The organism is Candidatus Dojkabacteria bacterium, assembly GCA_030583845.1.
Lineage (GTDB): Bacteria > Patescibacteriota > Dojkabacteria > SC72 > JAHDCA01.
Map to the genome: position 1 here is coordinate 692920 of CP129478.1, position 14629 is coordinate 707548.

The 14629-nt window shown below is 45.7% G+C and carries 12 protein-coding genes; 8 read left to right on the forward strand and 4 right to left on the reverse strand.

Annotation, left to right across the window (positions count from 1 at the left end; genetic code table 11):
• Window positions 1–163: 163 nt before the first annotated feature.
• The 8 genes from QY318_03195 (at window position 164) to QY318_03230 (ending at window position 8491) form a co-directional block, all read left to right on the forward strand.
• On the forward strand, window positions 164–1474 hold the full coding sequence (locus tag QY318_03195) for a ferric reductase-like transmembrane domain-containing protein (protein WKZ30829.1): 1311 nt from the start codon (window positions 164–166) through the stop codon (window positions 1472–1474).
• Window positions 1475–1678: 204 nt separating this feature from the next.
• The gene (locus tag QY318_03200) at window positions 1679–2122 is read left to right on the forward strand and encodes a type II secretion system protein (GenBank protein WKZ30830.1); all 444 of its coding nucleotides are present in this window, start codon (window positions 1679–1681) and stop codon (window positions 2120–2122) included.
• 131 nt (window positions 2123–2253) lie between these two features.
• The gene (locus tag QY318_03205; protein WKZ30831.1) at window positions 2254–3906 is read left to right on the forward strand and encodes a GspE/PulE family protein; all 1653 of its coding nucleotides are present in this window, start codon (window positions 2254–2256) and stop codon (window positions 3904–3906) included.
• Window positions 3907–3980: 74 nt separating this feature from the next.
• On the forward strand, window positions 3981–5117 hold the full coding sequence (locus tag QY318_03210; protein WKZ30832.1) for a type II secretion system F family protein: 1137 nt from the start codon (window positions 3981–3983) through the stop codon (window positions 5115–5117).
• A gap of 50 nt (window positions 5118–5167) precedes the next feature.
• Window positions 5168–5620 (forward strand): prepilin-type N-terminal cleavage/methylation domain-containing protein, encoded by a 453-nt coding sequence (locus tag QY318_03215; protein ID WKZ30833.1) that lies wholly within the window; start codon window positions 5168–5170, stop codon window positions 5618–5620.
• Window positions 5613–7601: a hypothetical protein gene (locus QY318_03220; protein ID WKZ30834.1), complete on the forward strand. Its 1989-nt coding sequence runs from the start codon at window positions 5613–5615 to the stop codon at window positions 7599–7601. The genes QY318_03215 and QY318_03220 overlap by 8 nt, the downstream gene beginning before the upstream one ends.
• Window positions 7602–8099: a type II secretion system protein gene (locus QY318_03225; GenBank protein ID WKZ30835.1), complete on the forward strand. Its 498-nt coding sequence runs from the start codon at window positions 7602–7604 to the stop codon at window positions 8097–8099.
• A gap of 2 nt (window positions 8100–8101) precedes the next feature.
• On the forward strand, window positions 8102–8491 hold the full coding sequence (locus QY318_03230; protein ID WKZ30836.1) for a hypothetical protein: 390 nt from the start codon (window positions 8102–8104) through the stop codon (window positions 8489–8491).
• A 32-nt stretch (window positions 8492–8523) separates the two neighbouring features.
• Here QY318_03230 and QY318_03235 read toward each other — a convergent pair whose 3' ends face one another.
• The 4 genes from QY318_03235 to QY318_03250 form a co-directional block, all read right to left on the reverse strand.
• Window positions 8524–11346, reverse strand: a complete 2823-nt coding sequence (locus QY318_03235) for a hypothetical protein (GenBank protein ID WKZ30837.1) — start codon at window positions 11344–11346, stop codon at window positions 8524–8526.
• Between the two features lie 257 nt (window positions 11347–11603).
• Entirely contained in the window at window positions 11604–11834 is a 231-nt protein-coding gene (locus QY318_03240; protein ID WKZ30838.1) for a hypothetical protein, read from the reverse strand.
• Window positions 11835–12007: 173 nt separating this feature from the next.
• Entirely contained in the window at window positions 12008–12676 is a 669-nt protein-coding gene (locus QY318_03245) for a hypothetical protein (protein WKZ30839.1), read from the reverse strand.
• Window positions 12677–12765: 89 nt separating this feature from the next.
• A complete protein-coding gene (locus QY318_03250; GenBank protein WKZ30840.1) occupies window positions 12766–14478 on the reverse strand; it encodes a hypothetical protein in 1713 nt (570 codons plus the stop codon).
• Between the last annotated feature and the right edge of the window lie 151 nt (window positions 14479–14629).

Here is a 14629-nt window from a genome sequence, read left to right on the forward strand (position 1 = left end):
GAATTTAATCCCTTTGTCCCCACTTAATATATTAATCGAATTTCTATCTAATTCATAACAGTGTGTTATCGGCCTGTAACTGAAACTATCTGAGCTAGGCAATTTGGGGCAGTGAAGCTACTGTATATGTTATATTGTAGGTATAAGTTGAAAGCCTTGTCAAATGAAGAAACCGTTCTATCGCAACACACTGCTAGCCAAATGTCTTGTAATATTTATTGCCTCATTCCCTGCAATTGTATTTCTGATAACCCAGCCCTGGATCTGGGAGGTGAAATCGGCATACGTGTATGTTGGAAATATTGGCAAACTGTTTGGACTTATGGGTATCGGATTTTTTGCGACGAATTTATTGCTTTCAGGCAGATATAGGTTTATGGATACAATTTTTGATGGCTTAGATAAGCTGTATCTTTTCCATCGAAAGGTCGGAGAAACAGCTTTTCTGCTGCTTTCGGCGCATGTACTTTTCATAACCAGCCGCAATATCTTTATTTCTCAGCAATTTTATCTTTCCGAGCTTATGAATCTCTCCGATATTCCTCAAAATATCGGGAAGCTTACTTATACAGGCTTATTAATAATCATTGGCCTCACACTTTTCTGGAAAGGCAAGTATGAAATCGTGAAAACCGTTCATAAGTTCTTGGGTTTTTTGCTCTTCTTCGGAGGACTTCATGCATTTACAATGAAAACCGATGTTTATACTAACCCTTACCTGCAATTTACTGTATTTACACTGGTAACAGTTGCATTGATAAGCTATATATTCAGGACTCTCTTAGAGCGCTTCTTCGTCAAGAAGTATAAAGGCGAGGTAGTGGCAGTAGATCCTGTTGGGCAGACGGTTAATCAGGTCTCGGTTAAATTGAATGGCAAGAAATTTGACCATATGCCAGGCCAATTCTCCTGGATTCGGTTTGTTGGCTCGAATCTGCCCGATGAGAAGCATCCATTTACTATCTCTTCGGGGAATAATGAAGAGCTGCTCAGATACTCGATCAAGCAATCTGGAGACTTCACTGGTGAGGTTGGAGGGCTCAATGTAGGCTCGCAGATAGTCGTAGAAGGGCCTTACGGTGGGTTTACCAATTTCTATGATAGTGGTAATCAGGTGTGGGTGGCTGGTGGCATTGGGATCACGCCATTTATGAGCATGATTCGGAGTATTGATCAGGCAGGTGGAGATTTCCTAGGGAAGATTAAGCTGTTGTTCACCTACCGAGGTGAGGAAGATAAGGTCTTTATCGACGAGCTGTCCGGGTATGCAAATAAATATGACTGGTTTGAGGTAGTTCTCTGCGACACTGAAGAGCGTGAGCGTCTTAAGATAGAGGAGATTTATCTTGATTCAAACCGCAACTATTACATATGCGGCCCCTCTAAGATGATCAAAGGGATCGCCCGAGAGCTGAAGGCGAAAGGTGTAAAGCAATCCAACATTCATTATGAGCTGTTCATTCTGTATCGGTAGTTAGATTTATACTAATTTCCATCGCTAAATGGTTTTGAACTCCGCCTATAGTGTCGATAATAATGCTGTGTCAACTATAAAATGCCTTAGCCAAAGCAAAACCTTGTGGAAATATTTGGCGACAACTCCCGACACAGCCCTTGACATTACGGATTGGTTAAGTGTAATTTGTATTAATTAATCTAAGTATATATTTAACCCTATATGGTTTCAGCAAAGAAATATGAAGGTTTCACATTGATTGAAATCCTCGTAGTCGTAGGTCTTATCGCGATCTTGGCAGCGATCACATTCATCGCTATCAACCCTGGTAAGAACTTCGCAGATACACGAAATACGACAAGGCAGTCTGATGCCACAGCAATCCTAAACGCTGTAACTCAGTATACATCTGAGGAAGGTAATCAGCTTTCTGACCTTGGTACAATTCCTCTTTGTACTGCAACACCTTCACCTATTGGAGATGGTACCGGTAACGTAGACCTCGCAGCTACATTGGTTGATGAGTACATCGTAGGTATTCCTGTAGACCCACAGACAGGTGATGATGCAGATACTGGTTACACAATCTGCCAGACAACTGGTGGTCGTGTACAGATCGATGCTCCTGATGCTGAGAACGGAAAAGTAATCAGCGTAAAGAGATAAAAGGTTTACATTCGTAAGCTAATAACCCCGCCCTCCTTCGCTCTACGAGCTACGGAGGGCGGGTTCTATTTAATTGGCGGATCTCTTTATAGGACAAGCACTAATCAACTTGAGTTATGGTACACTGAAGCATGGCTAATACCGATCAGAGCCAAACACAACCTGCCCAAACGGCTGTTCCTCAGCCGCAAACCGATCCAGCAGCTACTCAAGCCGATCAAGTCGTTGATCAAAGCGCAGTTGCTACTTCAGTCGTTCCAGAGCCCTCAGCTGCTACATTGCCATCGACCGATACGAGCGAAGAAGAAGCCGTTATCAGTGCCGAAGTAGCTGCACAGCCAGTGGCCGAACTCTCAGCGCCTGCAGAACCGATCGCTATAGCAGCAGATCCAGCCCCGGATCAGGCGGCAGCACCTGCGGCATCAACTCCTCCAGCCCCGACACCAGAGCCACAGCCAACTGATGAGCCTGCGGCAACGACAACCGATACAGCAGCCCAAGCTACTCAAGCCACTCCTGCATCTGGACAAGCCCCAATGCCACCAAGCGACAATCGTAAGTATGACGAAGTTATCGATCACCTCGTCGATACAGATGGTGGATTAGATGTAGGAACGCTCTTAGAGCAGATCGTTAAGAAAGCTCTCGAAGAAAAATCATCGGACATCCATATCGAGCCGCGTGAAGATGATGTTGTAGTTCGATTCCGCGTTGATGGTCTGCTTAGAGAGGTAATGACGATTGATAAAAAGCTAGAGCAGGCATTGGTGTTCAAGATTAAAGTGGCATCGAGGCTGAGAACCGACGAGCATTTCGCACCTCAAGACGGTAAGATCCGCTTCCTTTTTGAGGATCTGAAGGTCGACACCCGTGTATCTATTCTTCCTACAACAAAAGGCGAGAAGGTTGTGTTTCGTCTGCTTACCCAGCAAGGGAAGGCGTTCGGACTTGAGGATCTTGGCGTCGTTGGCCGGGATCTTGAGCTGGTTCAGAAAAGCTTTACCAAGCCTTACGGCATGATCATCGCGGCTGGGCCTACCGGATCAGGCAAGACGACCACACTGTATAGCATCTTGAAGATCCTCAACGATCCGGAGATCAATATCACAACGATTGAAGATCCGGTTGAGTATGACATCGATGGAATCAACCATGTGCAGGTCAACAGCAAGGCAAATATGACTTTCGCCACGGGATTGAGGTCTCTCCTGAGGCAAGACCCTGATGTGCTTATGATCGGTGAGATCCGTGACGGTGAGACAGCCCGTATTGCGATAAACTCAGCTATGACAGGTCACTTAGTGCTCTCTACGATTCACACCAATGACGCTATCACCACAGTACCGCGTCTGGTGGATATGGGAATTGAGCCATATCTGGTGGCATCAACAATAAATGTTGTGATTGCGCAAAGGTTGGCTCGTAAGTTGTGCGAATCATGTAGAGCGCAGACAACTATGTCTCCAGAAGAGCATGCCGAGTTGGCCAAGATCCGACCCGATATTGCCGCATTGATAAAGCCCGGTGAGCCTCATTTCAAGGCGGGGTCGTGCGCTGCGTGCGGTGGAGTAGGCTATAAAGGCCGTATCGGTCTGTACGAAATATTGGAAATGAATAAGCCAGTGCGTGACCAGGTGAACAGCGGCGCGTCGGCCGATGAGATATTCAAAACCGCGAGAGAATCAGGCTTGACGTTGATTGTAGAAGATGGGATAAAGAAGGTGAAACTCGGGATTATTAGCATTGATGAGTTGCAACGTGTGACCGCAATACGAGAGGAGTAGTGACAGCTCTCCGAATATTCGATAGTTGAATCCAAAGGCTTTCCCGAGCAGATTAAAATCACTGTCCATTCCGAATGCCTGAAAAGGTAGCTCAAAGTGCAAATCCGAAAAGTAGCAATGCGCCAAGCACTCAGGAAAAGAAACAAGGAAAACCATCGACTAAGCCGATCGGTAGGGTAAATCCTCTTGATGTAGCGCTTTCAATTAGACATATCTCGATCATGCTCAAGTCTGGTATGTCGCTTTCAGAAGCACTCAATGTTGTTGCGTCACAGACCGCCAATCCGAAGCTTAAGCGTGCTTATGAGCTCGTCCTTGCCGACGTACAGGGTGGTATGACCGTCGCAGATGCGATGAAGAAGCACCCAAAAGCCTTTTCACACATCGTCGTGTCGGTAATTAGCGTAGGCGAAGAGGGTGGTACATTGGAGCAGAACCTGATCTTCCTCGCAGACTTCTTGAAGAAAAATCACGACCTTAACAAGAAGGTTAAAGGCGCTCTAGTGTATCCGGTCATCGTTTTCGCCATTACTGTGATAGAGATGGTAGGTGTGATGTTTTTCATCTTGCCTAAGCTTGAAGAGCTATTTGAGTCATTCACCGGAATCCCGCCATTTACACTCTTTATCCTAAACATGTCGAAGTTTATTCGAGAAAATATCTTCCTGATTATAGGGGTAACTGTTGTTGTCGTAGTGGCCAGTGTGCTTCTGCTTAGAACCAAGGCGGGAATCCGCTTCAAGGATCGATTTATGTTGAAATTTCCAATTATCAAGGAGCTCAACAAGAAGCATATAATCACCAACTTCTCGCGTACCCTAGGCATCTTGCTCCACAGCGGTATACCTATCTCTTCGGCTTTGGAGATTGCTTCAAGGACTGTCGAGAATAGCGTTTACACAGGGATGCTTGTGCAGGTACACCAGTCGGTGAAGTCTGGAAACACTCTCTCCTCCTCTTTAGAAAAATTCCCAGTATATTTCCCGAGTACTTTCACTAAGATGATCCAGATAGGTGAGGAGACCGGCACCCTTGAAGACAACTTGAATTATCTTTACGACTTCTATGCTGAAGAGGTGACTGACATGAGCAACAACCTTGCAACCCTGCTTGAGCCGCTTCTCCTAGTATTTATCGGGATAATGATCGGCGTGCTTGCAATCATGATTGTAGGTCCGATCTATCAGCTGACGGGAAGTATCAATAATTAATGATTTTTTGATGTCTGTGGGGATCACGCATAAATTTATAAGGCAGATCCATGGGGAGCAAGTATAAGGGATTCACACTGATTGAGATAGTAGTAGTAATCGGGATAATGATCGCAGCATTTGCTGTCGTTTTTCCACTAACTGTCAGTCAGATTCGTGAGAATAAGCTGATAAGCACAGCCGAAGAGGTCGCTGGTGCCATTTTCGAAGCCCAGCAGTATGCATATAATAAGAAGAATGGGCTTGGCTACGGGATTAAGTTTAATTCGGACTCGTACGAGTATATATCTGGAGCAAACTATAATGAAGCAGTTGCAGACGACCTCTTTACAATCGAATCAGGTGTTGATGTTACCGAATCGCTTTTCGGTACTAAAACAGATATCTTCTTCCAGCCCGGCTCTGTGAGGCCCGACGATCCAGGAGAGATAACAATCTCAGATGGTGCGCTGACAGTCACCGTAAGCATAAACTCAGAGGGTGCAATATTTATAAATGACTAGACTCAGCAAAGCCAAAAATCGAGAGAATTATCGATATAGCGGCCTTAGCCTTGTTGAGATCCTCATCGTAGTCGGAATTCTTGGTACGATAATTGGTGTGATGTCATTCTTCTCAATCGACACCATGCGCTTCCACCAAAATAGCCGCAATAAGACCTTAGCCGCCGTGAAGATTGAGGAGCTAACCAGAGCTTTGGAGACAGTAAAAGGCAGCAACTGGTCGCAGCTCTACTCGTCGCTTGACGATGGGGCAATGCATCTGCAATTCAGCGGCAACCAGTACTCGATAGTCGCTGGCGCCTCTACCGACGACAATATGAACCTAAGCTTTAGCACAGAACGTGTTTATAGAGACGCTTCGCGCAATATTGTCAGCAGCGGAGGCACTGAAGATATACACACGCTGAAGCTGAATGTGCAAGTCACATGGAATGATTTCCTTGGCGCATCACAGAACCTCAACACTACTATGTATGTTAATAACTGGGAAATTCAGAAATTTGACGACACGACCGAAGCGAATTTTGATGCTGGCACACTCTCAGATACGTACGTCGAAAATGACGAGGGCGGAGAAATCTGGCTTGGCACAGTCTTTTATCCCGATTGGTGCAATCCTTCGCTCTCTATCAACCAGTACGATATCCCGGGATCTGCTACTGCGACTACAGTATTTGCCCGCCCTGGGTATGCCTATCTCGGCACAGCAGGCTCTTCTTCTGGTATATCTGTCACCAAGCTATCGATAAATGGTGTCGATCCACCAGTGGTAGCGGTTGATCATGAGTATGACAACTATCTGGTTAATAATATTTTCGTATTAGGCAACTATGCCTACCTTGCAACCACCGACGATAACAAAGAGGTAGTGATACTCGATATCTCGGTCACACCTTTTGTCGAAGTTGGGCATTATAATGGCTCGGGCACAAACAACGGATATAGCGTCTGGGTAGATGGTAGAGGGGTTGGTTATCTTGCTCAAGGCCGTAAGGTAGACACATTTGATGTTGGCTATACTGCGGGCAATCCTGGAACCGCCGCAGCCAACACAGGTGCAAGGACAAGTCTAGATGAGCTAAACCTGGTGTGGCTATTTGGGACTGTGAGCCAGGTAATCGTTATCGGTGACTATTTGTATGCCTCTCTCAACAATGACTGGTACGAGCTAGGTATTGTAAACGTCGCGGCTCCAAATAACATCTCAGTAACTTCTCAAACCACTGTAAATAACCAACAGGTGCAAGATATCTATATGTCTGCTGACGGCAGTCGTGCCTATTTTGGTACTAATAGCTCCTCTAGCGAGCGTGAGTTCTTCATACTCGACACGACTACGAAAACTGGTTCTCGACCCATTGTGGGTAGCTATGACACGAACGGTATGTCTGTGCGTGGTCTTGCACTACTCGAGGAGGATGACCGAGTTGTGCTCGTCGGAACAAGCGCAGAAGAGTATCAGGGGCTTGATATTAGCAATGAGAACTCACCAACAAAGTGTGGCGGTATGCAGATAAACAATGGAATCTACGATATCGATACAGTGGTCGACGGAGATGGAAATGCTTTCTCATACCTGATGACAGGTGACACTACAAGCGAGTTTAAGATCTTGCGTGGCGGTCCCGGCGGTGGTGGTGCAAACGGATATGGCTATGTGCCCGAAGGGTACTTTACTTCGAGAGTCTTCGATACAACTAGCGCAACTCCGACCTACTACAATTTCGCATGGAACGGTGACCTACCCACTAATACAAATGTGCAGGTTCAGCTGCGGAGCGGTGATACAGCTAACTTGAGCGGACAGCCTTGGCGTGGCCCAGATGGCACCGCTTCGACATACTTCACAGGATTCACTACAAATACGCTGCCATCACAGCTTCAGAATCATCGATATATTCAGTACAGATTACGCTTAACTAGTGGAGATATCGCTGAATCTCCAGTATTTAAGGATATTTCACTTTTTTATTCGGAATAAATGAGCAAAGCAATCAAAAAATACAGCGGGATCACATTAATTGAGGTGCTGGTATATATGGCACTGTTCGGGGTAGTGTTTGCGCTAGTAGTGGGTGTGCTTATCCAGACACGCGAGCAGAATAGACGAGCACGTGACTCGATAAAGATCGAGCAGAACATGATGTTTATCGATGAGCATATAAACATGGTTTTTAACGATGTCGACTCTATAAATGCAGCTGGCTCTGTTTTCGATAATGACACCGGGACTTTGCAACTAACTTTGAACGATGCCTCGACTGTCGAATATGAACGAGTGGGTGGTACACTCAATTTCACAAGGGATTCAACAACATCCCCGCTAAGCAATAATGCCGTGACGGTATCACAGTTTAGGATCGAACAGGTGCTAGATGAGGATAGCAATCTTATAGGAGTGCGTGTGAGCTGCGAGGTAAATTCTCAGTTTGATTCAGATAACTCGAAATCTTGGAGTAATCTTTATTACATTCAATAATTATGGCTAATGCTCAATCAACAGCAAAATATGAAGGAGCCATCGCCCTAACAACAATGCTCGTAGTTATGGCAGTTCTTACTGCTTCTGGAATCGCACTGGTCTTAACCAGCATCAACCTGCGGAATTCAACTCGAGCTTATTACAATGCTAAGGTTGCCGCAGCATATGTCACTAACTGCCTTGAGGAGAGCGTAGATCGATTAAAAATTGATAAATCATACACCGGCACAATGGAGATAACTTTGGATGGAGGGGACTGCACTGTAGTCGTTAGCAATGCCGCACAGCAGGACATTAAAGTGATCGATGTTACTAGCACAGCAGACCAATACGAGGTAGATAGGCAGTTTAGACTTGATACCTCAGATTATCCATACACATTGGAGTGATTTGCAACGGATAGAGCGACACATATGTTAGCTTATGGCTTGAACCCGACCTCTTGCTTGATTGCCTCTCGGTCGTTTGAGAACACAGCTCGTGCGATCTCGTAGTAGCGCGTATCGTGGTGTAGCACATATGTAGGGTATGTGGCGTTATTTGCTAATCGCAATGTCCTATCCATTTCGATAGATTTGCCATTCTCACTTGTACCGAAAGCCAAGAGACTACCGCGGACTTTGAGTCCATCTCTTATAGGTTGTCCCAGATCAACCTCGGGGATATCGATCTTCCCATCGGCGATTATAAATGTGTTTAAAGTATCATATTTAGGATATGCGGATCCGCTTGAACGATACAGGCCATCATTGATTGTCACATTGCCTGACACGACAAATATGCAGCCGTTTCGGTTATTGTCATTCACTATATCTTGATCGATTGTGAGCGATGGTAGGAAAAATACAGCGGGAACATTGCATGTAAATGGTTGTGCCCCCCCGATCACTGCGGCTGCATTGCTAATTACAATGCAAGGGTTGCCGTTAGTTGTCGTACATCCTGTAACCCCTGAAGCATATGTTGGCATTGCTCCACCTGCGAATGTACCTACATTCACATCGGCAGGTGAGGACTGAATAGTTTTCTGTGCAGATTCTAATAGATCTTCATACCAGCTCCTGTTGTTATTGTCGGCATAGTTAGGTGATCTAAATAGGAAGTTATTCGCGCTATTTTTAAAGATAGCTTGGGGAATAGTGCTGCTACCTGCTCCGATCCATTCAGTTGTGATGTCAATTGTGTCTGTAGCGAAGTTGAATGGGTATGTGGTAAATGTGGTACATCCAGGCACGCTAAGGCATAAGTTTGGATGGTCTGGGTCGTACTCTCTCACAGTGACGGTATCAGTTATTTCATCTGTGTAAACAAGACCTGCACGTGTGACCATCCATGGTCTGAAGATATCCTCGAATATTGTACTCGATGGGTTGTTGTTCATGTTGCAGGCTCGATCTACTGCATATCCGTCGAATACCAACGAGCCAGAATCATTATCACCGATATTGATCCACTCTGTCTCATTTTGGGTCTGAGGTGCTCCAGTTATATCTAGCTCGCGAAGGTATTGTGACTCAGGTCTATCATCATTGTAGTCACCATCAGGGTTATTTGGATTGTCAGCTGGCCATGGGTTGTACCAAGCGACAGGCTGACCTGGGAAGTTGTTGTTTGAAGCAATAGGAGCAATTGTTGGACCACCATCCTGCAGTAAACCTTCCATATAGTAGTTATCCAGTCCAGTAGCACCAGTATGCTGATCTTGAGCGCTCCAAGGTACTGCTATAACCTCTGCGTTTACGATCGAAGCAGTATCTAACGTGACTGTTGGGCGAACTAAGTCAATGGTCGTAGTGCCTCGGTTGTGCATTACATGTCCAGATGTATAGTTCACGATGCTCTCGCCAGGTAGGTTTGCTGTGTCGTCCATTTTGCCCATCTCATCCTTTGTCAGCCACAAGTTGTGGTATGTGCCGCTCCACGAGCCTGTGCCTTCGCCGTTGAACTGTACTTGGAAGTTTGCAATAGCGTTGTTACCGTTCTGCTGATAGAGCACATATGTACCTGTGTTCCAGTTTCCTCCAGTGGCCCCTTTAAGTGTTGCGCTATAACCGTTACCGTGAATTGTCAGGTCACCCTGCAGGTACCACACATTGTATTGAACACCCCCAACGGTCGCAGTAGTCGCGACACCATCTGACCATGAGTGGCTGTCTTCCGCGTAACACCATACATTCCGATCTGAAGATGTCCTCGCAGTCAATGTGTTGGCAACATTGTTCGGATCTGTGAAGTTAGGTGACCAACCGCTGTTGGCTGTGGTGAGTGGGAAATCGGTCTGGTTTGACCTGATGCATCGCTGCGTCCCTGACCCATCAACCCTAGAGTCACGTATAAAGAAGGTGTTTGCGGCAAACGCCTGATAGCCAGGGAGTGTCAGCTTCTTAGAGAAAATAATGCTCAATGGCAGATACTTCTGATTGTCCCCGCCAAGCATAGCAGGTGTAGCAAGAGAGAATTCCATGCGATCGATATCGGCAGATCCGTCAGGATCGTTCACAGTCATGCTGTAGTTTGTCGGATTATTATCAACACAGGCTGGGCCATTGTCGTTATCTGTAGCCGTACCTACAATTGGATTGTCGTCATGATCCGGCGTAGTGGCGGTAATTGAAGGGGCCTGATTTTGGAATCTCAGGAGACAATCTCCACCATCACAGGTGCCTCCTACCGGCTGGTACATATCCCAACCGTTACAGAAGTTCTGGGTTACATTGTCATATACATTTGTAGTCGTCCAGAAGCCTTGAGTATCGATATCATTATAGTAAGGGTTCCCGACAAATTGAGCCTTCATCTGGTCGATTGAAGAGGTGAAGACTCCACTGTTTTGTCCACTAGCTATATATGGACACACCCACTGTGCCCCAGGGTCGGGATCGGTGGCAATCTTGTAGCAGAATCGGAGGTGTCGTGGATTACCGTATGGGTCGGTCTCTCCTGCTGTTACATCTATACTGAACTGGTTTTGACCATAGTTGGCATATCTTCCTCCTAAAATTCGCCCTGCCCCAGGATTGAAAGTAAAGGCGTCACAGAATGGGGGGAGGTTCGGTGCCCATTGGAACGATCTAGTAGTTGATGTCTCTCCACATAGGTTGTAAGCCCTTATCTCGATTGTGCGAGTCGTGCCTGGCCACGAAGGGTCAACAGATGTAATAGTGCATTGTGTGCCAGTAAGGTATGCGTTTTGTCCACTCCCTGTGTGACCGGAGCACCTTTCTGTAATGTTTGCGCCATCCATATATAGACGGAAGGTTCCAACACCAGAGTGGCTTTGATATTGGCATTGGTTATTGCTACATGCTGAGGAATTTGTATCAGCGCCCCAACTTCCGAGAGTCCATGTAAGTGTTGTACCTGTGTGTATTGTGGATCCGGCGGCCGGTGCGGTGTAGTTTAAGCCTGATGGTGGGGTACAGGTGGGTGAACAGCTGCAAGGTGGGGGTGGGGGAGGGGGATTGCAGGTACAACTACTAGAACATCCATTCGAACAATTTCCTAGACTCCCGTCACATTCTTCTCCTGGGTCGAGCACACCGTTTCCGCAGTTTGGAGGTGGTTCTGAGGGTGGGATACAGCCGTTGCAATAATCGCCGGCGGGCAAGCTTCGTGGGCTTGTAATGCAGTTTTCCACTCCACAATAATCCAACCCCATGTAGTCCAGCCCTTGATGAAAACATCGAGGTGTTCCAGAATGTCCAGCAGGGCATTGCGGAAACTCTCGTTCACACTCAACTGTTACCCATTCATCTCCCTCGCAACCCTGTTCCGTCACTTCGCAAGTTGTCCAGCTCCATACACCACAAGTAAAGGCTAAAGCCTTGTCAGCGAGAACAAAATGAAAAGTAAATAGCAGTGCTACGACTAATCCTAGTACAGATATGTTTCTACCTAGAGCTCCATTATTCATAACTAATAATCCTCAAATCATAGTTGAAATTTGCGCCATATATTACGGGGTACAGATCTATGTTGCCAGGGCCAAGCTCTTCAATTGTTTCATAGCGCAGGTAATCATTATGTAGCCTCTGCAATGCACAGTAATATTCGGACTTATTCCCTGACTGTGAGCAGAACTCATCGGTTAGCTGAGAACTGTCTGGGGCAGCAGCTAAGTATTTTATGTTAATTTGCTCACCAATCTTGATACCTTCTCTAAATCCTTCAATTCCCTTCTTGTCCCGCCCAGCGTAATTAAGTGTAAAATCATTTGTAAATCCAGACTTATCATCAATCGGTAAATCTCCAGTTATGATAAATTTCACCTTCACACAGTTATTATTTATGTCAGGTAGCTTGCCCACTAAATATTGAATGTCATTTTCTTCAATCACCTCTTCAACTACTGGCTGGACACTGTATAGCTTCCAGATACTACCTACTGAAACCGTAACATCACCATCTTCACCGCCATAATAGTAAAGTGAATCATCCATTTGGCACTTTTCTACAGTCTCGTCTGGTGAATCGCTCTCTCTCCGAAGAATAAACAAAGAGCCCATAACTACGGGAATAAGAACGACCAATATTGCTATTGCATAGAGATAACTCTTGCGGAGTGTAACCTTCATGTCTTGGTTAGGTGTTTAATTTTCACACCTAAGCGTAATAGTAGGGAACATTGTTGTCAAGCAGGGATTAGAGGATGCGTAATCTCTAGTTAGTATCCAGCGTCGGCTTCTTCCAATTGACTTGGCTCATCTTCTTGTGGTTGCTGCATAAGCTCATGCTGCCACTCCGCTAACTTTTCACCCCACCCTGGTATCGTCGGCAAGAGTCTTAATTCTAGCTGATCACCATTATTTACGACCTCATAGACTGAGTAACTTTGTACAGACCTGTGAGTAACTAATACTAACTGCCCCTCTGTAAGCCATGATAAAATGTTTTCATCTGTTATTTGAGCAGTACCTAGTAACGGGGAGCTATCCTCGTTTATCACCCGGAATTCGAAAGGATCATCCACGTTCCATTGGTGAGCACTCACATTGCCCGGAGACCTTTCAACTCCGAAATATGTGTCGCCGTTGCTATCTTGGATTGGGCCTGTTGGCTTCCATGCAATGGCTAATGGCCCTAATGCCATAATCAAAGTATTTTCATCAAGGAAGGGCAGAAGGTCAGAAGCGGCTACATAGTATTCCATATACTGCCCAGCCTCGTTTTTAACTACAAGCCTGAGATAAGGGGTATAAGCAATCTCACCATTCTCCGCTTCAATAACTCTTACATGTGAACCGTTAAGATACACGCAAGTATCTTGATCAAAAACAAGTGGCACTCCAGCATGCTCGGCGGGAGCCTCTCCATTCGTTCTAAAATTTATAGGAGCGGTTCTATCTTGTCCGTTTGTCATATTTATACTGACCCTATAGGTCACACCATCAACGCGATATTCCGGGATAAAATAACGATTTATCTCTGTACCTTGCGGTATCATTATCTCTGGACCACTTATGCCTCTTACACCGTCTACCTCGCATGTGTTAGCTACTGGGGGCAACCAGGTCGGTGTGAAGGTTGGAGTCGGTGTATTCGTTGTGGTTTGTGTTGGAGTTGAAGTAGGGGTATGAGTGTTGGTAGCTGTAGCTGTAGCGGTCGGGGTTGATGTGCTTGTAGGAGTCTGGGTGTTCGTAGCTGTTTGACTAGCCACTTTATCGTGCGTTAATGCAGGTGCAGGAGTCCTGGTTGGTATTGATGCCTCTTTACTGTATAAATTTCCCCCTGCGCTTACCTGAGCACCACATGCAGTAAGAAATCCCGCTAAAAGGACGAGTAATGCCGCCCCTCGACGTCCCACTCGGAATCTGCTAATTGGTTCACCAGCCTGCACTCGCCTAGTAGCATCACCAAGGAACATGCCTATGAAGAGTGCATGCGCTTTTATATATGAATCCACATTGCTATCTACCCTGTCAGTCATTATAGCACTCCTTGCTTCCTGTAAAGCAAGCCATGCTTCGTACTGCTGTGGCATAAGTCTTTCGATCTCGCTGACCTCCATACTACTGAATAGTGTATCGGCTGATTTAGAAATAGCCGTTGCCATCCTGACAATGTCTACAATTCTTTGGCGTGTAAAGTCTTGTATAACTTCTGATCCTAATCCTTCTGTAGTGCAGGAATAGTTGTTTTTAATGTATGTTTCGAGCCCAACTGTGTTGGTCAAAAACAGTGGATATTCATCTTTTTCGCCAGTTAGGAGGTATGCAGGGACTGTGTATTTATTCTCAATTACTTCACGCATTAATAAGTTTGCTGCTGTAGCGCTAGGATCTATCCCATCATCATGGATCTCAGGGATATGTTCTTCGGGACGCCGATCTGTCTGATGTGTATCCACGTCAGATTGCTTTCTAGACCAAAAGCTCATTGATCCGATGTAATAATTTTATGGCCAATTATACTATAATTCACCCTATAGTTCAATCTGTGAAGCTGGCGACTATGGGCGTGACTTGGTGTAATTACACTGGCAATATCTCACTGCGTAAAGCAATAAATTGGCACTTTCAAGCACCAAT

Bases quoted from the DNA above. Each gene is read 5' to 3' on its own strand.
- QY318_03195 (WKZ30829.1), top strand. From the start codon at position 164: ATGAAGAAACCGTTCTATCGCAACACACTGCTAGCCAAATGTCTTGTA.
- QY318_03200 (WKZ30830.1), top strand. From the start codon at position 1,679: ATGGTTTCAGCAAAGAAATATGAAGGTTTCACATTGATTGAAATCCTC.
- QY318_03205 (WKZ30831.1), top strand. From the start codon at position 2,254: ATGGCTAATACCGATCAGAGCCAAACACAACCTGCCCAAACGGCTGTT.
- QY318_03210 (WKZ30832.1), top strand. From the start codon at position 3,981: ATGCCTGAAAAGGTAGCTCAAAGTGCAAATCCGAAAAGTAGCAATGCG.
- QY318_03215 (WKZ30833.1), top strand. From the start codon at position 5,168: ATGGGGAGCAAGTATAAGGGATTCACACTGATTGAGATAGTAGTAGTA.
- QY318_03220 (WKZ30834.1), top strand. From the start codon at position 5,613: ATGACTAGACTCAGCAAAGCCAAAAATCGAGAGAATTATCGATATAGC.
- QY318_03225 (WKZ30835.1), top strand. From the start codon at position 7,602: ATGAGCAAAGCAATCAAAAAATACAGCGGGATCACATTAATTGAGGTG.
- QY318_03230 (WKZ30836.1), top strand. From the start codon at position 8,102: ATGGCTAATGCTCAATCAACAGCAAAATATGAAGGAGCCATCGCCCTA.
- QY318_03235 (WKZ30837.1), bottom strand. From the start codon at position 11,346: ATGGATGGCGCAAACATTACAGAAAGGTGCTCCGGTCACACAGGGAGT.
- QY318_03245 (WKZ30839.1), bottom strand. From the start codon at position 12,676: ATGAAGGTTACACTCCGCAAGAGTTATCTCTATGCAATAGCAATATTG.
- QY318_03250 (WKZ30840.1), bottom strand. From the start codon at position 14,478: ATGAGCTTTTGGTCTAGAAAGCAATCTGACGTGGATACACATCAGACA.